General features: G+C 43.7%; 20 protein-coding genes. 10 read left to right on the top strand and 10 right to left on the bottom strand.

Going from position 1 to position 19,444, the window contains the following annotated elements:
* Positions 1–53 precede the first annotated feature (53 nt).
* Together ABDV94_RS11920 and ABDV94_RS11915 are read left to right on the top strand one after the other, a co-directional pair.
* Entirely contained in the window at positions 54–1,250 is a 1,197-nt protein-coding gene (locus ABDV94_RS11920; protein WP_343747410.1) for a C1 family peptidase, read from the top strand.
* Between the two features lie 66 nt (positions 1,251–1,316).
* On the top strand, positions 1,317–1,640 hold the full coding sequence (locus ABDV94_RS11915; RefSeq protein WP_124747364.1) for a BlaI/MecI/CopY family transcriptional regulator: 324 nt from the start codon (positions 1,317–1,319) through the stop codon (positions 1,638–1,640).
* A gap of 46 nt (positions 1,641–1,686) precedes the next feature.
* Here ABDV94_RS11915 and ABDV94_RS11910 read toward each other — a convergent pair whose 3' ends face one another.
* On the bottom strand, positions 1,687–2,112 hold the full coding sequence (locus ABDV94_RS11910; RefSeq protein WP_343747409.1) for a PH domain-containing protein: 426 nt from the start codon (positions 2,110–2,112) through the stop codon (positions 1,687–1,689).
* 257 nt (positions 2,113–2,369) lie between these two features.
* Between ABDV94_RS11910 and ABDV94_RS11905 the strand changes: the two genes are divergently transcribed.
* Positions 2,370–2,999, top strand: coding sequence for a hypothetical protein (locus ABDV94_RS11905; RefSeq protein WP_343747408.1), 630 nt, complete (start codon positions 2,370–2,372; stop codon positions 2,997–2,999).
* Positions 3,000–3,089: 90 nt separating this feature from the next.
* Here the strand turns inward: ABDV94_RS11905 and ABDV94_RS11900 are convergent, their stop codons facing one another.
* The 4 genes from ABDV94_RS11900 to mfd all read right to left on the bottom strand — a co-directional run bounded on the left by ABDV94_RS11900 (position 3,090) and on the right by mfd (position 7,798).
* A complete protein-coding gene (locus ABDV94_RS11900) occupies positions 3,090–3,449 on the bottom strand; it encodes a hypothetical protein (protein WP_343747407.1) in 360 nt (119 codons plus the stop codon).
* A gap of 135 nt (positions 3,450–3,584) precedes the next feature.
* A complete protein-coding gene (locus ABDV94_RS11895; RefSeq protein ID WP_343747406.1) occupies positions 3,585–3,854 on the bottom strand; it encodes a hypothetical protein in 270 nt (89 codons plus the stop codon).
* Between the two features lie 93 nt (positions 3,855–3,947).
* Entirely contained in the window at positions 3,948–4,394 is a 447-nt protein-coding gene (locus ABDV94_RS11890; RefSeq protein WP_343747405.1) for a hypothetical protein, read from the bottom strand.
* Positions 4,395–4,456: 62 nt separating this feature from the next.
* A complete protein-coding gene (gene mfd / locus ABDV94_RS11885) occupies positions 4,457–7,798 on the bottom strand; it encodes a transcription-repair coupling factor (RefSeq protein WP_343747404.1) in 3,342 nt (1,113 codons plus the stop codon).
* 267 nt (positions 7,799–8,065) lie between these two features.
* Here mfd and ABDV94_RS11880 point away from each other — a divergent pair, with 267 nt between their 5' ends.
* From ABDV94_RS11880 to ABDV94_RS11860, 5 genes are all read left to right on the top strand, one after another.
* On the top strand, positions 8,066–8,590 hold the full coding sequence (locus ABDV94_RS11880; protein WP_343747403.1) for a DUF4382 domain-containing protein: 525 nt from the start codon (positions 8,066–8,068) through the stop codon (positions 8,588–8,590).
* 223 nt (positions 8,591–8,813) lie between these two features.
* On the top strand, positions 8,814–10,394 hold the full coding sequence (locus tag ABDV94_RS11875) for a T9SS type A sorting domain-containing protein (protein ID WP_343747402.1): 1,581 nt from the start codon (positions 8,814–8,816) through the stop codon (positions 10,392–10,394).
* Between the two features lie 269 nt (positions 10,395–10,663).
* Positions 10,664–11,833, top strand: coding sequence for a hypothetical protein (locus tag ABDV94_RS11870; protein WP_343747401.1), 1,170 nt, complete (start codon positions 10,664–10,666; stop codon positions 11,831–11,833).
* Between the two features lie 57 nt (positions 11,834–11,890).
* Entirely contained in the window at positions 11,891–12,475 is a 585-nt protein-coding gene (locus ABDV94_RS11865; RefSeq protein ID WP_343747400.1) for a sigma-70 family RNA polymerase sigma factor, read from the top strand.
* Position 12,476: 1 nt separating this feature from the next.
* Positions 12,477–13,088 carry a hypothetical protein gene (locus ABDV94_RS11860; protein WP_343747399.1) on the top strand — a complete coding sequence of 204 codons (612 nt, stop codon included), beginning with the start codon at positions 12,477–12,479 and terminating at the stop codon, positions 13,086–13,088.
* A 9-nt stretch (positions 13,089–13,097) separates the two neighbouring features.
* On the opposite strand, the gene ABDV94_RS11855 is transcribed toward ABDV94_RS11860, so the two are convergent.
* The 4 genes from ABDV94_RS11855 to ABDV94_RS11840 form a co-directional block, all read right to left on the bottom strand.
* Entirely contained in the window at positions 13,098–13,805 is a 708-nt protein-coding gene (locus ABDV94_RS11855) for a hypothetical protein (protein ID WP_343747398.1), read from the bottom strand.
* A gap of 160 nt (positions 13,806–13,965) precedes the next feature.
* The gene (locus ABDV94_RS11850) at positions 13,966–14,328 is read right to left on the bottom strand and encodes a hypothetical protein (RefSeq protein ID WP_343747397.1); all 363 of its coding nucleotides are present in this window, start codon (positions 14,326–14,328) and stop codon (positions 13,966–13,968) included.
* The gene (fbp, locus tag ABDV94_RS11845; protein ID WP_343747396.1) at positions 14,329–15,348 is read right to left on the bottom strand and encodes a class 1 fructose-bisphosphatase; all 1,020 of its coding nucleotides are present in this window, start codon (positions 15,346–15,348) and stop codon (positions 14,329–14,331) included.
* Between the two features lie 91 nt (positions 15,349–15,439).
* Positions 15,440–15,769, bottom strand: a complete 330-nt coding sequence (locus ABDV94_RS11840) for a hypothetical protein (protein WP_343747395.1) — start codon at positions 15,767–15,769, stop codon at positions 15,440–15,442.
* Positions 15,770–15,915: 146 nt separating this feature from the next.
* Between ABDV94_RS11840 and ABDV94_RS11835 the strand changes: the two genes are divergently transcribed.
* Positions 15,916–16,593, top strand: a complete 678-nt coding sequence (locus ABDV94_RS11835; protein ID WP_343747394.1) for a hypothetical protein — start codon at positions 15,916–15,918, stop codon at positions 16,591–16,593.
* A 196-nt stretch (positions 16,594–16,789) separates the two neighbouring features.
* Positions 16,790–17,698, top strand: a complete 909-nt coding sequence (locus ABDV94_RS11830; RefSeq protein ID WP_343747393.1) for a DMT family transporter — start codon at positions 16,790–16,792, stop codon at positions 17,696–17,698.
* 117 nt (positions 17,699–17,815) lie between these two features.
* Here the strand turns inward: ABDV94_RS11830 and ABDV94_RS11825 are convergent, their stop codons facing one another.
* Positions 17,816–19,333: a GH3 auxin-responsive promoter family protein gene (locus tag ABDV94_RS11825; protein ID WP_343747392.1), complete on the bottom strand. Its 1,518-nt coding sequence runs from the start codon at positions 19,331–19,333 to the stop codon at positions 17,816–17,818.
* Positions 19,334–19,444 lie beyond the last annotated feature (111 nt).

Raw genomic sequence — 19,444 nt, 5'->3', positions numbered from 1 at the left:
AACAAGTCTGTTTGCAGTTATATTTCTAAATTTAGGGCCTTTAAACCAGAAACATGAGAAAACAGATTTTATTTAGCGCCCTAGCCCTAAGTACTCAGATCGCGTTCGGACAAACTGTAACGAATGCTGCTGACAGTAAATACCAGTTCACCAAAGTGGTTCAATTGGATGCAACTCCGGTTGAAAACCAGGGAATGACAGGTACTTGCTGGAGTTTTTCCTCCTTATCTTTCTTTGAAAGCGAATTGATTCGTTTGGGACACAAAAACCCGGCTGAATTATCCGAAATGTACATTGTTCGTAAAGCTTACGAAGCAAAAGCAGACCGTTTCATCCGCATGGACGGAAAAATCAACTTCAGCGAAGGTGGTGCATTCCACGATATTCCATATGTAATCAAACGCTACGGAATCGTTCCGAAAAGTGTATACACCGGTTTGACGAACGGAAAAACGACTTACAACCACGAAGAATTGTTCTCCGTATTGAACAGCTTCATGCAGACGATTCTTGCAGAAGTACAAAAAGGACACGGGATCAGCACCGATTGGAAAAAAGCATTCTCTGCAATCCTGGACAGCTACCTGGGGCCGGACATTACCGAATTTACATATGAAGGAAAAAAATACACTCCGATGACTTATGCCAATTCACTCGGATTGAAAATGAACGATTACGTATCGATTACTTCATTCAGCAACGATCCTTTCTACGAACCATGTGAAATTACCATCCCGGACAACTGGGCATGGGGAGACAGCTACAACGTTCCGTTGGAAGATTTGGTTGCTGTTGCTGAAAACGCTTTGAAAAATGGCTTTACTTTGGCTTGGGGAGCTGACGTTTCTGAAAAAGGATTCAATTTCCGTCAGGGAATCGCAATTATCCCGGAAGACGAATCAACGATCCAGGTTCGCGGAAAAGACAACAAGTCTTTCAACGACGCAGGTGCTGCTAAAGCATCCAATGCATTTTTGGAACCGGTAAAAGAGCAAACCATTACACAGGAAAAACGCCAGAAGGGTTACGACGAGAAAGTAACGACTGATGATCACGGAATGCACATTGTTGGATTGTTCAAAGATCAGAACGGTACGCGTTTCTTTTTAGTTAAAAATTCATGGGGAACGGACAATTTACCTCAGGGATACCTGTATGTTTCCGAACATTATTTCCGCATGAAGACAATCAACATCTATTTAAACAAGGACGGTTTAGCTAAAGACCTGAAAATGAAACTAAAATTATAAGTATATTAATTGGAGAATAAGTCTTTTTTTGTTAGATTCGCAACATTACCACAAATAAAAAATAACATGGAAAGACTGACACCCGCAGAGGAGAAAGTTATGTTACGGCTTTGGAAGTTAGAAAAAGCAACAGTTAAAGAAATTGTTGATTTGTATCCAAATCCGAAACCAGCTTACAACACTGTCTCCACAATTGTTCGAATCCTTGAACGCAAAAAGTTTATTAAGCACAAGCCAATGGGACGAGGCTACATTTATCTCCCGAAAATTGGCCGTGAGCAATACCGGGATTATTTAGCCGATTACATCCTGAAATTTTATTTTGACGGAAGCAGAAACGAGATTGTTTCTTTTTACAACAGCAATGTTTCCCTCAGCGAAATCTTATAATTGAAAAGTCCCGACGCATGTCGGGACTTTTTTTATTGCATGTTTTTCAGGAAATGACGATCGATTTATTTCTTTTCAGAATCTCTTCGATGAAGGAATCATTAGTTTTCGGACTGATATAGATTTCATCGTACTTCTGAAAGCAGATGATCAGCCCTTTCCCTGCCGTGGCCGGTTTGAGCCCGGAGTAGAGCGTTTTGCCTTTTTTGATCTCCCGGATCCGGGCTATTTCGATTTTACCTCTCAAAGGGCCGCTTCTGTAGATCAGTTCCGTATCGGTCAGTTCGTATTTCGTTCCGAAGTAAATCCAAAGCAGCAATGCGCTGATCGCTGCGAAAACGAGAATGACCCAGTAATCTTGTTTTTCAATCCATCCGAATGCCGGACCGAGAAGGGAAATGATCACCAGGAAAGCAACGCTACCAAGAATCAATATGCTGAAGAAAGGAGATTTTCTGCTGGAGAATTTCATGTCTATGTATTTCGAGTTTTTATTCGGGACTAAATTAATACTAAAGAAGTTTGCTTCCAGAACCGGAAACTTAGCTGATCAACCCGTTTATCCTATTTTATGCTCGTACACGAATTCCGGCCATTCGAATTGCCTGCACGTTTGATGAGATTGATTTTTTTTATTGCCGAGAATAAAATTCACTGTGCCCCTATTCCCATACATTGCATCTTTTTATTTCTTTGCATCTTTGATCATTCATTCCACTTCAAAATATCATGATTGAACAACTCGAATTATTAGCCGCAAACGAAGGCGCTTCCTGGTTTAAACTTTCTTATGAAGATCAGGAAACTTTTTCAAAAGAATTTGCCGCTTTTGTTGATACAAATCTATCGGAAGCGGAAGCTTACCTGTTGAAGCAGGATAGTGCATTATTCGATCTATCAACGATTATTTTTGATGCCATTTCCCGTTTTTCGAATCACCCGGAGATCCTTCTTCCCCTAGCCAAAAAAGTGCTGGATTTTCCTTATGGAAAGGAGGACGACGATTTGTATAATCTCGAAGTGCTGGATGATATTGATACTATTGAGTTGTTTGAAAGAAGCCCAGCGATTTACATGCAATACCTGGATTTACTTTGCTCTCACCTGGTTCCCGAAAAAGATCCGCAATACCTTCTCAGATTACTACCGGTTTTTGACCTGGCATTTGTGCAGCCGGAAACAGCTTCTGAGAATCAATTCATACGCAAAAAATGGTTCGACACCATTGCAGATCTTGCAAATGATGCTCCGTTGAAAGTAAAACTTGCTGCACGTAAAATACTTGCAAGTAACAAGCAAACGCGTGATTTGCAGCCGTTGTCCCTGGTAGAGAAAATACGAGCACTGATCGGGCTTTAATAAATTTCATCTGCGTATTTGTTCATTTTCTATACATGAAAAACAAACGTGTAAAGAAAATGATGTTTCCTATGCACAAGGTTTATGCATTTATTTCAAATTACTCTTTTTACAACCCAATCCTTTCCAAAAATCGGCGGGATATTTCAGGGTTTTCGGTTTCCCGATCCATCCTTTGGTCAAATCCAGCTCATATCCGTCTACCAGTTTCTTGTATTTCACTGAGCCGTACACGATTTGATCCCAATCTCCCAGGTATTTCAAACTGTCCAGGCTTTCAGGGTATGATCCGGTTCGTACTTTATGTAATTCGATGAGTGAAATGGCGGTTTTAAAATGTTGGTCTCCGAATGCTTTATTCGATTCTTCTTCCAGTTTTTTAAACCCTTTCATGTTGCAGGAACTGAGTGTAACCACTGAAAGAAGGATTATGGCAAGTAGTGATTTCATCTGTTGTGTTTTTATTGTTGACTTGTTAGGAGTATTCAACAAATCTAAAAAGAAACAAGCGTATTGGATTGAAAACCCTTCAATTTACCGGCAGTCAGCGTATCAATAAACAAATCAATGTATTCCTGATTGTTTTTAATATAAATGAGACCAATCAACAAATTCCCCGAAAATATCTTCTTCTTCTTCTTCCTGTTTCAGAACAATCATGGATATGATGTGATTCACCCAGTCAATGATTTCTTCTTCGAAGTCAAGATCATTTAGAAATGATAGTTTCGAATCTAAAGGATCGAAATCCTGGAAATAAAAAAGGATGTCTGTTTTAAAACAGTCGGTATCTGAGTGTCCGACATCTTCCAAAAAGGATTTCAGTATGGTGGTTTTTTCAGTGAATGTAAGCATTTGTTCTAATTTGAAACAAAGGTGTCATTGCTACTTCGTAAGGTTTTTACGAAGTAGCAAAATACACCCATCTCTTTCGATCACTTCCGGCTATCAATCAAGTGCAAACAGTAGATTCATCAGCTGGGTATTGATATAGTAATTCGTCTTTCCCATTTTATGTTTAATCAATAATCCGCCTTCAGTCAATTGGTTTAAGTAAGAAGCCGCTGTGACCCGGCTTATTTTCAATTCAATCATTAGAAATTCAATCTTGGTATATGGTTGTTTAAACAAATGATTGAGCAATTCCTGGCTATAAAATTTATAGTTATCCCTTAACTGAAGCTTCATTTTTTGCATCAATTCTTTCATGCTGACAATCAATGTAATTGTATTCTTCGCGACTTGCTCAACAGAATCAATCATAAATAAAATCCATTCCTCCCAATTTTCCAGATCCCGGACTTCCTGTAATAACCTGTAATAATCATTTTTGTGTTTGATTATATACCTGCTGAGATATAAAATGGGGAGATCCAGCAAGCCATTCAATACCAAGTATAGAATATTAATGATACGTCCGGTTCTTCCATTTTCTTTACACGAAATCTAATCAAAGATTACCCCACAATCTCTCCCAATCTTTCAAATGCCTGATCCATGTTCATCACATGGCTGTAGATGAGGCGGAGTTTGTCGTTTTTCTCACTCATTTTACAGTCTTTCGGAGCAGATTGCACGTAGCGCAACACTTGCTGGAACATCGGGGAATCGTAGTATTTGCTTTGCGGATTGGTAACAAAATAACCGATCATCGAACCTTGTTTGATTACCAGTTTTTCGAAGCCAACTTCCTGTGCCAGCCAGCGCAATTCGAAGGAACGGAGCAGTTCTTTCACCACACGCGGAAGCGGCCCGAAACGGTCGATCAACTGCTGTTTGTATTCCTCGATTTCTTCTTTCGTATTCAGGTTATCTAGATCCTGGTAAATACTCAGACGTTCCGAAACGTTGTTGATGTAATCTTCCGTGATACGTAACTCGAAGTCCGTTTCCAGGACACAATCTTTTACGAAGTGCGCACCCATTGTTTCGGTGTTTCGTTCGTCGTACAGGTCTTTGAATTCTTCTTCCTTCAATTCGTCCATGGCTTCGTTGAGGATTTTCTGGTACATCTCAAAACCGATTTCGGAAATGAATCCGCTTTGTTCTCCTCCCAACAGGTTTCCTGCTCCGCGGATGTCCAAATCTTTCATCGCAATGTTGAACCCGGAACCCAGGTCGGAAAACTGAACCAATGCTTCCAAACGCTTGCGCGCTTCACTTGTCAATAGGCTGATAGGCTGGGAAATGAGGTAGCAGAATCCTTTTTTGTTGGAACGCCCTACCCGGCCGCGCAACTGGTGCAAATCGCTCAACCCGAAGTTATGCGCGTCGTTGATCAGGATCGTGTTTGCATTCGAGATATCGATTCCCGACTCAATGATCGTTGTTGCCAGCAAGACGTCGTATTCTCCCTGGATGAAATCCATCATGATTTTTTCGAGCTGTTTTCCGTCCATTTGTCCGTGACCGATTGCCACGCGAACTCCCGGACATAGACGTGAGATCATTCCGGCCACTTCTTTGATATTCGCCAGGCGGTTGTGTACAAAATAGACTTGTCCGCCGCGACTGACTTCATACGAAACCGCGTCGCGGATCGCTTCTTCGTTGAACGTAATCACTTCGGTCAAAACCGGCTGACGGTTTGGCGGCGGCGTATTGATAATGCTCAAATCGCGTGCACCCATGAGTGAAAACTGAAGCGTTCTCGGAATCGGTGTTGCCGTAAGTGTCAATGTATCGACCGTTGTTTTGAGTGTTTTCAGTTTGTCTTTTACAGCCACTCCGAATTTTTGCTCTTCATCGATGATGATCAATCCGAGGTCTTTGAACTTCACTTTGTCGCTGACAATCTTATGCGTTCCCACCAGGATGTCGATTTCTCCGCTTTCCACTTTTTTCAGGGTCGCATTGATTTCCTTCGTGGATTTGAAACGATTGATGTAATCGACTTTTGCCGGAAAATTTTTGAGTCGCTCGGCAAACGAACGCGCGTGCTGGTGGCTCAAAATGGTGGTTGGAACCAGAACGGCCACCTGCTTGCTGTCGGCAACTGCTTTGAATGCCGCGCGGATAGCCACTTCCGTTTTCCCGAAACCAACGTCTCCACACACCAGGCGATCCATCGGCATTGATTTCTCCATATCTTCCTTCACGGCCTGAGTTGCTTTCAACTGGTCCGGAGTGTCTTCGTACATGAATGATGCCTCCAGCTCATTCTGCAAGTATGAATCGGGAGAAAACGCAAATCCCGGTTGACTTTTGCGTTTTGCGTACAATTGAATGAGATCGAACGCGAGTTCTTTGATACGTTTTTTCGTTTTCTGTTTCAGCGTCGCCCAGGCCTGTGTTCCGAGTTTGTTCATTTTCGGAGCCGCTCCGTCCTTTCCGGTAAATTTCGAAATGCGGTGCAGGGAGTGAATGCTGACGTACAATACATCGCCGTCTTTGTAGACCAGGCGAATGGCTTCCTGTGGTTTTCCGTTCACATCAATGGTCTGCAAACCGGAAAATTGTCCCACGCCATGATCGATGTGCGTCACGTAATCTCCTTTTTGCAGGTTGTAGATTTCCTTCAAAGTCAATGCCTGCTTGGCCTGACGAAAACCTTCCTTGAGTTTGAAACGGTGGTAGCGCTCGAAAATCTGGTGATCCGTGTAACAAACCAGCTTCAGCGACGGAATGATAAATCCTTCGTGGAGCGCAATGTTCATCGGCTGGAACTCTACTTCCGCACCGATATCTTCGAAAATCTGGTACAGACGCTCAATCTGTTTCGGCTGGTTGGAGAAAATGAGATTCGTTGCTCCGGCGGTTTTACGTGCCGTCAAATCGTCTTTCAGCAAGTCGAAATCTTTGTTGAACGTCGGTTGATGCAACGTTTCAAAGGCGATCACATCATTCGATTTGAATGCATATTCCGGGCCGAATTCCACGATGGAATGCTGCTGAATCTGTTCTTTCCAGTCGGAAGGATGCACATACAACTCACTTGGCAGGCTGTGCTTCACGGTATTTTTTGGAAGTTGATCGTAGACTTTTACTGCCTTCTCGTAATCCTTTTCCAAAGCGGCTTTCACCAAGTCATTCGAAGCCAGCCACACGGTTGTTTGTTTCCCGATAAACTCCAGGAACGTGCCGTTTCCATTCAAAACCAATTGTCGCTGAACATTGGGAACGATGGAAAAATGGGTGTGCGTATTGATCGACAACTGAGACACAGGATCAAAGGTCCGGATCGATTCTGCCTCATCTCCGAAAAATTCCACGCGGAACGGTTGGTCGTTGGAGAAAGAGAAAATATCGACAATTCCCCCTCGAATGGAAAACTGTCCGGGTTCGTATACGAAATCTACCCGTTCGAAACCGTATTCCAGTAATAATTCATTGAAGAAATCGATGGAATAGGATTTTCCCCGTTCCACACGCATCGTGTTTTCTGATAGTTTTTTCTGTGTCGGGACACGTTCAAACAAAGCTTGCGGGTACGTAATCACCCAGGTGTTTTTCCCGGAGTTGATCTTTTCCAGTACTTCGGCACGTGCAACCACATTGGCGTTATCGGTTTCCTCCAGCTGGTATGGTGTTCTGTAGGATGCCGGGTAAAACAAAATGTGCTTATTCTCCGGGTACAATTGTTCCAGGTCGTTTAAAAAGTAAGCTGCGGATTCTTTGTCTTCCAGGATGAAGAGGTGATTTCCAGGTACCTGTTCACACACAGAAGCTGCTGCGATGGATTTGGATGAACCAATGAGTCCTTTCCAGTGAATCCGGATTTCTGCCTGCTGCAACAGGTTGGCTGTTTCGTCTAATCCTTTGAGTTTTTTGAAGAGTTGTAAAAATTGCGTCTGTTCCATTGGTTCTGCTGTCGAATAAACACTTTAGGGGACACAGCGCACTGTACCCCCTTGAATCCTGAAAAATTTCAGGATGTGCAAAGATAAGGAATTAAGAACTGTTTTGCGCATAGCACATGTACTCTATCCGTTAAATTTTCATTTCGAAACTGCTTTTTTCAAAATGAAAAAAATAAACCTGCTTTGTTTTTAAAAACCCCCGTAAATCAAGGGATTTTGATTTTTGGCATACCTTTTATAAAGTAGATTCCCAACAAGATGAAATGTATGAAAACGGTCTATTTGGTGGTGTTGGTATCTGTGGGTTTGTTAGCGTTTTCGGCCGGGTGCAAAAAGGATGTGGGGAAAAGTCGTATGACTGTGAAGATGGTAGATGCACCCGGCGATTTCCAACAGGTAAATGTGGAGGTATTGCAGGTTCAGGTGAACGTTAGTGGTGAAGGCTGGGTATCGCTTCCGACTAATGCCGGTGTTTATGATTTGCTGACACTTCAAAACGATGTTTCGGCAACGCTGGTAGATGTCGGTGTATTTCCGGCAGGAAGACTGAATCAGTTGAGGCTGATTTTGGGAAATCAAAATACGGTCATGGTAGACAGTGTTTCTTATCCGCTTGCAACACCTTCTGCACAACAATCCGGATTGAAGATCAATCTCAAATCGGATTTCGCACCGAACCAGGCATACCAGGTTTTTTTGGATTTTGATGCTCAGAACAGTATTGTGACACAAGGAAACGGAAGTTATTCATTAAAACCAGTAATCAAAGTGCTTTCTATAGATCCGATTTAACCTTTTTATAGTTTGCTTACCAATCAAGGGCGTGAAATTCACGCCCTTTTTTTATTTCCCGGTTTTTCACCTCCTTTTACTGCTTCAACTGTATTTTTCATTTAATCAACCAATTGGACCGCAGAATTTGCCAGCGAGTCCTTTCCATCAATAGACTCCCATTCCGTTCAACCTTCGCAAGATGCCCTGCGTTGAATCTGGAAATCACTTTAAAACCGAATTTATGAAAACAATCATTACTTCTATCTTGAGCCTGTGCACCGCAGGGCTCGTTTGGGGACAAGGCAGCATCACCTTGTCCACATCCAATTCCAATGTCAAATACCTTGTTTCAAATAACGGCGTGTTCTTTCACGATCCTACACAAAATTCAACCGGAAACGGATTTGGCGGGTATTTTGTTCCCAAAGACAGCCTGGTAAGTTCGATTTTCGGAATCACGCTGATGGCAACCGGAACGGATGTCAACGGACAAATCAAAGGAGCTATTTCTACCACGCTCGATTCTGATTTTGCTCCGGGGCCTTACTTGTCAAACCCGGCAAATTACGCCAACTCTTCCTACATCAACAAATACCTGACTTCTATCTGGGAGGTTTCCAAGGCACAAGTTGACCAGCATATTGCTCATTGGATGGATGCGGGTTATGTTGTTCCGGGGCCTATCGCAGAATGGCCGGGGAACGGAAATTCCGGAAACGGGGAAAGTGCCTTGCTCGCACCTTTCTATGACCGCGACGGAGATCAGCTGTATGAACCGCTGGATGGAGATTATCCGTTGATTCGTGGTGAAAAAGCTGTTTACACGATTGTGAATGACAGCAGAGGAGTCCATGCTTCCGCAACAGATCCGATCGGTATCGAAGTGCACATGATGTTCTACCAATACGATGTTCCCGGAAACGAAGCGCTGAACAATACGGTTTTTGTTCAAACAACTGCTTTCAACCGCGGAACGGTATCTCTGACCGGGTTTCACCTGGGGCACTATGTCGATTTCGACCTGGGAAATCCGTTTGACGATTACATCGGAACCGACCCTGCACGAAATCTGGCATATGCCTACAACGGAGATTTCATGGATGAGCCTTTTTCCGGAAAACCGGGATACGGTGTCAATCCTCCTGCTACCGGGTTTTTAACCCTGGACGGAACATTGAATTCCAACGTGATTCTTTCGTACCTTTCCTTTATGAGTACTCCCCTGGAATTTCATAACGTATTGAACGGTTTGCTTCCGGACGGTTCTCAGATGCTCGACGGAAATAACCAGCCGACCAACTACCTGTATTATGATATTGACAGTCTTTCCGGATGGAATGAATTCAATGGCAATGGCGGAATCAGTAATGCTCCCGGAGACCGCAGATCCGTTACCGCCCAGCAAGCAGAAACATTTAACCCGGGAGCAGTGCTCTGTTACAACCACGCCGCTATCTTTGCCAGAAGTCAGGCCGGAACTTTTTTAGGAAGTATCGACAGCTTGCTTCAGGTTGCGGACTATATCCAGGATTTCTATAACGACCAGCACTTCTCCTGTGAAGGGAAAACGCTTGGTTTGGGAGAACTCGATGACGCACTTGACTTTTCCCTGTTCCCGAATCCTTCCAGCAGCTACCTGAAAATTAACGGCCTGGATTCAGGAACATTCCGCATCATCAGCATGGACGGAAAAGAAGTGAAAAGCGGGAACCTGGAAAACGCACTGATCGACGTGGAACAATTGAGAAACGGGTATTATATGATCGAAATTACATCAGGCGGAAAAGGTGGAAGAAAGTCGTTTGTGAAAGACGGTCACTAAACCTTTCTACTCTTGTTTCTTTTTATAGTCAGACCTCTGCATTGCTGCAGAGGTCTTTTTGTTTGCGGTTTTATGTTCTGAATCCCTTGCTGTCACTGGGTAAATAGACATCCCGCCATTGCGGGACAAGCTATGTCTATTCGTCTTTTTCTACTTGAAAAAGACCTTGTTTCAAAAAAAATTTCCATTCCCCCTGAACCTTTTAAACTCCGCTGAGTAATCCTTTTAGAAACCCAAATCACGTGCACGGATTTATTTAACTTGTAAACATGAAAAAAATTCTTTTTAGCATCGTTCTTTTAGGCTCGTTCCTGGTGTACGGACAAAAACCCGAAACCGTTTACAGCATTGCGAAAGAAATGCGGGAAAAACCCTGGTATGAAGGGCAGATCAAAGCGTGGAAAGCTGAAATTGATAAAAACAAGAAAAACGGAATTGCGTGGACGAATTACTACATGGCAGCACGCGCCATGCGGCATCTCAGCTACGACAACCCGGAAGTTCGTCAGAAATACGATGATTTGTGTCATGCGATTATTGCCGATGTAAAAAAGGCATACCCGGCCAGTTTCGAATCCTACTATCTTGCTTACATCGAACAGGGAGTGACCGGTCCGGCAGACAACCTGCTGAAGGCAGCAGAAATCAACCCGAACGATGAACGTCTTTTCGGTGAAATGGTGATCCATTACCTGCTCACATTCAATAAAAGTGGTTTTGAAAAATACTGCAACGAATTGTTCAAAAGCAATGAGCTTTCTTCCGGAATCCTCAACTGGGGCTACAATGTACTTTCGGAACTGGATGAAAACGCGATTTTGTTTACTGCCGGAGACAACGATACCTACGCCGGTTGGCTCATCCAGACGGTGAAAAATTTCCGGAAAGATGTTACGGTCGTCAATACTTCTTTGATCCTGATCGATGACTACCGCAACCGCTTGTTCCAGGAGTTGGGTTACGACAAACTGGATTTGAAAACTCCGGAGACAGAGGAAGAGTATACGGCATATGTGAACCGCATTTTCGCGCATTTTTTCAAAGGTAAAAGACCGGTTTATGTTTCTGCCACAACGATTCATTCTTTCGAGAAGGATTTTGGCGACAAGTTATTCCTGACCGGTTTGGCCTATAAATACAGCGAAACGGATTTCGATAACCTGAGCATTATCCGCAGAAACTATGAGAAACGCTACCTGCTGGATTACCTGGAGCAAATTTTCTCTTACAACATCGGGGATTTGAAAGGGGAAGAACTGAACGGAATGTACCTTCCTTCCATGATCAAGCTTTACCAGCAGTATGCCGAAAGTGAGGAAACGGCTAAAAAACAGCACCTGGAAAGCCTGCTTTTAAAAATTGCGCAGCAAAACGGACAGCAAGACGAAATCAATCAGTTGCTGACAAAGAATAAAACCGGTAAACCCGCTCAAAACTAAACGCGGTTGATCCGGTGGATTTTTCAACAAAACTAAAAAAGCGAACAACGGAAACAAGTGAGCAGTTTACATCATAAACAAAGCGACGAAGAGTTGATGGTTCAGGTCATGAACCATCACTCTCATCCTGCATTGATGGAGCTTCACCGGAGATACAGCAAGAAACTGCTGGGCTATTTTATCAAAATGCTGAACCGCGACACGGAGCTTGCCCAGGATTTTGTACAGGAAATCTTTCTGAAACTGCTGGAAAAAAAGCATTTGTTCGACCCCGAAAAGAAATTCTACTCCTGGATTTTCGCCATTGCATCCAACATGTGCAAAACGGCTTACCGCCATCATGGGAAAACGGTTTCGCTGCACACGCAAGCACACGAAAAAGCAGTTCTGAGCGACAGTGAGCTGGAGAAAAACTTGTTTCTGAAGGCGTTGCAAACAAGCATCGACAACCTGGAACTCCACCATAAGTCGGTTTTTGTATTGCGCTACCTCGAACATTTTTCACTGAATGAAATTGCAGAAATCACGGAGTCATCACTTGGCACAGTGAAATCGCGCCTGTTTTATGCGACCCGGAAGATCACGGAAGAACTGAAGCCTTACGACCCGAGTTTTGAAACAACCTTATTTAAATTGATTTGATATGGAAGAGCAAGATGCACGATTAGTTGATCTCATTGAATCAACATCTTTTGAAGCGCTTTCGGAAGAGGAGAAACGTTTTGTATTGAAACACCTCACCGAAGCCGAATATACCTTGCAGCGAAAGGTGCTGGGTGCTGTTTCCGACCTGGAATACCCGGAACCCGATCCGCTTCCGTTGGTACTGAAGCCGGAAAAAAAGGGGATGTTCTCCCGAACCATCCCACTCTACCAGGCACTGATTGGTGCGGCTTGTTTGCTGTTGGTGTTTTTTGTTGTTCAACCCGGAAAATCGCGGTCTCTGAACCTGAATTTTTCTGAAAATCCATTGCAGGTTTCGTTTACCAATCCAGCTACTTCCGTTCAGATTATTCACGATACCATTACGAAGGAAATTCCGGTGCTTCGTTCTGCATCGAGCATTATCCGTGACACGGTTACCATCGTTCAATACGTGTTGAAACAACCCGAAAACCGCATGCTGGAAGCTGGGAATACGCTTGTGATGCCTCCGCTGAACGAACAATTACTCGAAAACAAAAGCCTCGCTTTCAAAGACGATCAGACCGCACGTTTTCTACCACAAATTACTTTTGTCAATACGATGAAATAGGTTCTTCCATTATCCGAAACTGGAATTGCTCATGGCATAAACGAAAAATACCAGGCTTCCGGTTACAAGCACTATCAGGGCCAGTAGCGCGAAAAAGGTTCCCCAAAAACCGCTCCGGTTGCGTCGCCATTTCACCAATCCAATCACCGCAAAGGCAATCGCAGTGAACAAGCAGACCACAATTCCCATAATGGCGAAATTGACTCCGCTTCCGCTACCTTCGAATGCAACAAAAGCGAGAATCACATACCCGATCGCAAGCACAAATGCATTCAGTGCAAACAGGTTCACTTTTCGTTTCGGTGCTTCTTCCTCTTCTGTTTGGCGGCTCTCCTTCACTTGTTCTTTCACGCTTTCCACCGCCCGGCTCAAACGTTCGAACAATGCTTCTTCCGAATACACCTGAGTCATCCTGGTTTTCTCTGCAACCGGTTCCGGAGTCTGTTCTGCCAATTGTGTTGTATCTGTTTTTTCCAGGCTTTCAGCAAGACACGGTTCCTGCGCCGGTTCAGGTACTTTCAGTTGAGTTGTATCTTTGGAAATGCTTTCACGGGCAAGCGGTTCTGATTCTTTTGCTTCTTCTTTCGAGGATGATTTTTCCCTCGGTAACGATCTGTTCCACGAAATATAGTACCCTTTTCGAAAGGCTCTTTTTTCGATGGTACAGGACGGGAGGATCAGGATGGAACATGTGAGCAGGCAGATAAGTAATCGCATAATGGGTGATTTGTTTCTGCAAATAACGTGAAAGTCAGCGGGTTGTTTGTTGCGAAAATCCGTACTTGTTATCCGGAAGTCGTACTATCCCAAGGCTGATTGCTTGGATCCTATGCTTGTGTGGGTTGGACGTAATTCCGCAATATTACGTCCGGGGGAATTAAACTCCGGCGGTTCCGTTGTTATTTGAACGCAGCTTTAAAACCAACTCGCGTCCATAAAAAACAAACAGCAACATCAGTCCCAGCGCGAAAAACACCAAAGCCATCGGACGCGTACCGTCATCGAAGAAAAACTCGCCGATCATCCAGGTGGCATTTGCCATGACCCAGAGAATAACCGCCAGGTTGTGCATCAGTTCCGAATAGGATTTGCGCAATTTCCAGGTAAGCCAGATCGCCACGGAAATAGTCGGAAGGATCATAAACGTTCCCATCCATTTCAAATCAGCCGCCCAGCAGATGTCTTTGAGCAGCCACAATAAAATATGCAGGTTTTCTATTTTCCGGAAATCCAAAAACATCTAAGCATGCTGCTTTCGTGCTTTCTCCAGGCAGTCGATTGCCTTTTCCATCATTTGCTTTGAACCGGTGAAAAATCCGCAACGCTGGTGCAGTTGTGCAGGCTGAAGATCCAGGATGCGATCTGTTCCGTTTGTTGCCATTCCACCCGCTTGTTCCGCTACAAAAGCCAGCGGATTACATTCGTACAGCAAACGCAGTTTTCCTTTCGGACTTTGGTTTGTTACCGGGTAAATGTAAATTCCGCCTTTGATCAGGTTTCGGTGGAAATCCGCCACCAACGATCCGATGTATCTTCCGGAATAAGGTCTTCCATCTTCCTGAACTTCCTGGCAGAAAGAAATGTAATCTTTCACGCCTTGTTCGCATTCATGAATATTTCCTTCGTTCATCGCATAAATGCGGCCGTTCTCCGGCATGCGCATGTTCGGGTGCGACAAACAGAATTCCCCGATGGAAGGATCTAGTGTAAATCCGTTTACGCCATGTCCGGTGGTGTAAACCAACATGGTAGATGATCCGTAGAGTACATATCCCGCTGCAACTTGCTGCGTTCCTTTCTGGAGCATGTCTTCCAGTGTAGCCGGAGTTCCTTTTTCAGAAACGCGTTTGTAGATGGAAAAAATCGTCCCGATCGACACATTGCAGTCAATATTGGAAGAACCATCCAACGGGTCGAACAATACAATGTATTTTCCGTTTTGAGCGCGCGGAGCGGTAAATGCCAGAAAATCGTCGTTTTCTTCGGAAGCGATTCCACAGATTTCACCACTGGATTCAAATACTTTGATAAACTGAGTGTCTGCAACGACATCCAGTTTCTGCTGTTCTTCTCCCTGTACGTTCACATCTCCCTGAGATCCGAGAATGTGGTCTACCAAACCGGCTCTTCGAACATCTCTTGCAACAATTTTCGAAGCAATTGAAATATCGTTCAAAATCCGCGACAATTCACCGGAAGAACCCGGAAATTCTGCTTGGCGTTCCATAATAAAATCGCTCAGTGTGATGATGTGTGACATAAACAAAGATTTAACACAAAGGTAGGGAATAAAACGATTTATCTTGTAGAAGAATTTCGAATTTCAACCCTTTGAGCGATCCCAAACCGTATTACTTATCTTTTGAATCTTTCTTCAGCAATTCATTGTATTCTTCCAGAAGCCGGTAGTATTTGTTTTTCCAGTACTCCACTTTGTTTACTCCGTACGGAATATCCCGGTCGTTGATAATACTTGTGCGGTTTGCAATCTGGGGAATTTCATCCGAGAAATCATAATGCAGTATTTTTCCGAATTCCAGCACCAGGTCGAGCGACAAATCCGGCATTTCAAAAACATTGTAAATCCACCGGCGACTCTTCCCCATTTTCTTCGCTACTTTCGTCAGCGGAATACCACTGTCGCGCACAACTCTTTCTACTATCTCACCACGATGTATCATGTGGTAAAAGTGTGCGCTTTTTCGTGTAACTTTATTTACATACATTGCTCATTATTGTAAACTTTTATATCTTTATTCCGATAATTTATAACCCGTTCCCTGGATTTCCTCCCCATTTACCGGGAGGAACATAGAAATTGAAGAATATGGAAAAACAAACGCTCCTCAAGAAAAAAAGTTTCCTGGCTGTATCTTTTGTCATGGTGTTTTTATGGTTTTCTTATACTAATCCGGTTATCAATAGAAACGCAGATAAGGGCCCGGAAATTGCTTCAATTCAAAAAGAAAAATCGCACGGAACAACAGATTCTTTCCCAATAGATTACATCATACGGAACAGCCGGGTGAGAGCAAACCAGTATCATTTAAGCAATATAAACTACCGGAAACTGAAACCGGTCGGAAGTACTTTTTTTCAAAAATGGTTTGACCAAATGCACGTGAATATTTCTGTTTATGAACAAACTACGATCTATTCCTCTTCGTCCAACACGTATTATTTTTTCGATCACAAGAACCTGGATTCAGTCTTTTTGTTCACCTTATTCGAGCACCTCCCCGAATACGATGTGTACCGGCTCTATCATTTCACGGTCGACAAACGGCTTCATCAAATCGTTAGCTCGGATTGGATCGCTGCTCAGGGAGGGAAAGAAGGATATACCGTAAATGAACAGCTGAGCTTCAGCCCATCCGGAAACCGGCTTCGTGTTCATTCCACGGTTTACAAACGACACAATTTCTACAAATACACGAACACTATTCAAACGACTTTCCGTTTCGGGCGCAAAAAAACATTCCGGAAAATGGTTATCACCCACTGATTTTAACCGATGCAGTTTCGTGCACGTTTCCGGGTACAAACCTTCCCGCCTTGGTGGGCAATAAAAGAGCACCAAGGGCTGAGCTACTTCAATAAAAAAACCCGGGGTTAGGAATGCGCTTCCGAATGGAAAAAGTATTCGCAGATTTTGTGCAGCAAAACAAAGTAAAGCGCTGAATTAGCTCTACCTTTGCGGCATGTTTCAGAAGTTCCGTTACCATATTTTACTGCACCTCGTTATTTTTATGTGGGGGTTCACCGGCATTTTAGGAAAATTGATCCGAATCGATGCGCAATACCTGGTGTGGCACCGTATTTTGATTGCCTTCCTCTCGTTGCTGATCGGGCTTTACCTGCTGAAAATGCCGATGCGAATCCGGAACCGGAAAACCCTGCTGAAAGTTTTCGGCGTCGGAATCATCGTGGCGCTGCACTGGATTGGTTTTTACACTTCTATTAAATTGTCGACTGCTTCCCTGGGGATTCTGTGTTTATCCACCACCACCCTGCATGTTACCTGGCTGGAACCGCTCGTATTCAAAAAGCGGTTTTCTCCGGTTGAATTTCTCTTCGGGCTGCTGGTTATTTTCGGGATCTATTTCGTTTCTGACGATTTCAACGAAACCCAATACCTGGCTTTGGCAATCGGTTTATCAGCAGCGTTGATGGCAGCTCTTTTTTCGGTTTTCAATGCGAAACTGGCGGAAGAGGTTCCGTCCTCTGCTATCACCCTGCACGAAATGGGAATCGGGTTGGTATTCCTTTCCGGGATGCTGTTGTATAACGGAAAATTGGATTCGGGTTTGTTTGAAATGACGTGGGGCGATTTCGGCTGGTTGTTGTTCCTGGGAGTTTGCTGTACTTCTTTCGCATTCATTGCCACTATTGAGGTCATGAAACGATTGGGTGCTTTCACGGTTTCACTGAGCATTAACCTGGAGCCGGTTTATACTATTTTGCTGGCCATTCCGATTTTACACGAAGATGAATTGCTGAATGGAAATTTCTATGCCGGTTCTGCAATGATCATTCTGGTGGTGATTGCCAATGCGATTTACAAGGCAAAACAGCGTGAGCGGGAATTGAAAAAAGGAATAACCGCTTGATTCGCTTGTCATTTGATCCCCGGAAGAAGCCCGGTTTTTAGGCTCCAAACTGCCATATCGCCATATTGCGAACCCTCAGTGTTTACTGGGGATACAAGCCGTTTTTAATACGATATCCTACACATTCAGAAACAACCTCCACTCCTGCGCCTGATGCTCATTCATCACACGCGGAAATTTGTTTTGCGACCCCAGCTTCCCTTTTTCTTCCATAAACTGGTAGAAATTGGTCACATCTGTTTGGTAGGAAACCGGCGACTTCAACGTGTCGTATTTTCGGACAGAAGCGTAATCATCGTTCAATTCGCACAGGTATTTGTCAACCGTACTCATTACCAGGTCGCTGTCCATCGGTTTGTCTGTTCCGAAACACCAGTAATGGCGCTGTTCTTCCGAATTGGCATACAGACAGAATTCCGGAATAGCCACATTGAGCTTTTCTCCGGCTTTCATAATAGCGATGTTGATATTGTCGAGCGACAAATGTTCACCGACAAGGCTCAGGTATTGTTTGATGCGGCCGCTGATACGGATTTCACGTCTTTCCAGATCCACAAACTGAACCAAATCGCCCACCAGGTAGCGCCACAATCCGGCATTGGTGGAAATCACCAGTGCATAATCTTCTTTCGTGGTAACCTCATCTACCGTTAACGCTTTGGCTTCAGGCTTCAGGTTTCCGTATTCATCGAAATTATCCCTGTTAAACGGCACAAACTCAAAGAAAATACCCGATTTCAACAAGAGCTGCATTCCGTCGCTTTCGGCTCTTTTCTGATAAGCAAAATATCCTTCCGAAGCGAGGTATGTATTCAGAATGTGGACTTTCTTACCACATACTTTTTCAAAGCGCTTTAAATAAGGTTCCACATACACACCGCCCGACAGGTATAATTCCAGGTTTGGCCAGATATCGTGGATCGTTTCCACCTGGTATTTTTCAATGATGCGCTCCATCAGCATGATGCACCAACTTGGAATTCCGGCAATGGTACTGATATCCCACTCCGGCGCTTTTTCCACGATGCGGTCCAGCTTTTTATTCCAGTCTTTGATTGCTGCAGTTTCCGGATCCGGTTTCGTGAGCGGAAGTAAGACCACCGACGTGTGTTTTTTCAAAATCCCGGATAAATCTCCTTCGAAATGTTTGGAATGTTTCTCCGGTTTGGAAGAACCTCCGACTGCCAGGAATGATTTCTGGTAAAATCCGTCAGACAAATTCAAATCTGCCGTTGCGGTGAACTGCTTGATCGTATTTCGCTGAAAAGAGCGGATCATCTGCTTGGAAACGGGAATGCGCTTACTCGGCGATCCGGTTGTTCCGGAAGAAAGGGCAAAATACTTAATTCTTCCCGGCCAAATTACGTCCGACTCATCGTCCAAACAGCGGTGAAGCCAGGTTTGGTAAAACTGATCATAATCACGAATCGGAATGGCTTTCTGAAAATCCTCCACCATGTTCTCCGAATCAAGTATGGACTGGAAATCATAGTGATAACCAAACTTTGTTTCTTCAGCTGTCTTTAAAAGCTTTGAAAGTACTTTCAACTGATCTTTGAAATCCAGTCCCTTCAGTGCATTTCTTCTTGCTGAAAACTCGGTAGTCTTTTTGAGCAATTTCCCGATTATTGGCATCTTTTCTTCATTTTAATACTACCTGCAAAAGTAGCGTAATCCTAGCAAAAGTGAGAAAAAAGCACGACTTATTGTTTTATTAACGTCTTATTTTTAATATTGAGTTAAGAA

The sequence above is a fragment of the Fluviicola sp. genome (assembly GCF_039596355.1).
In the GTDB taxonomy this organism is placed as follows: Bacteria; Bacteroidota; Bacteroidia; order Flavobacteriales_D; family Crocinitomicaceae; genus Fluviicola.
Note: the sequence above shows the minus strand (reverse complement) of the source record. Positions and strands in the feature narration are given on the sequence as shown.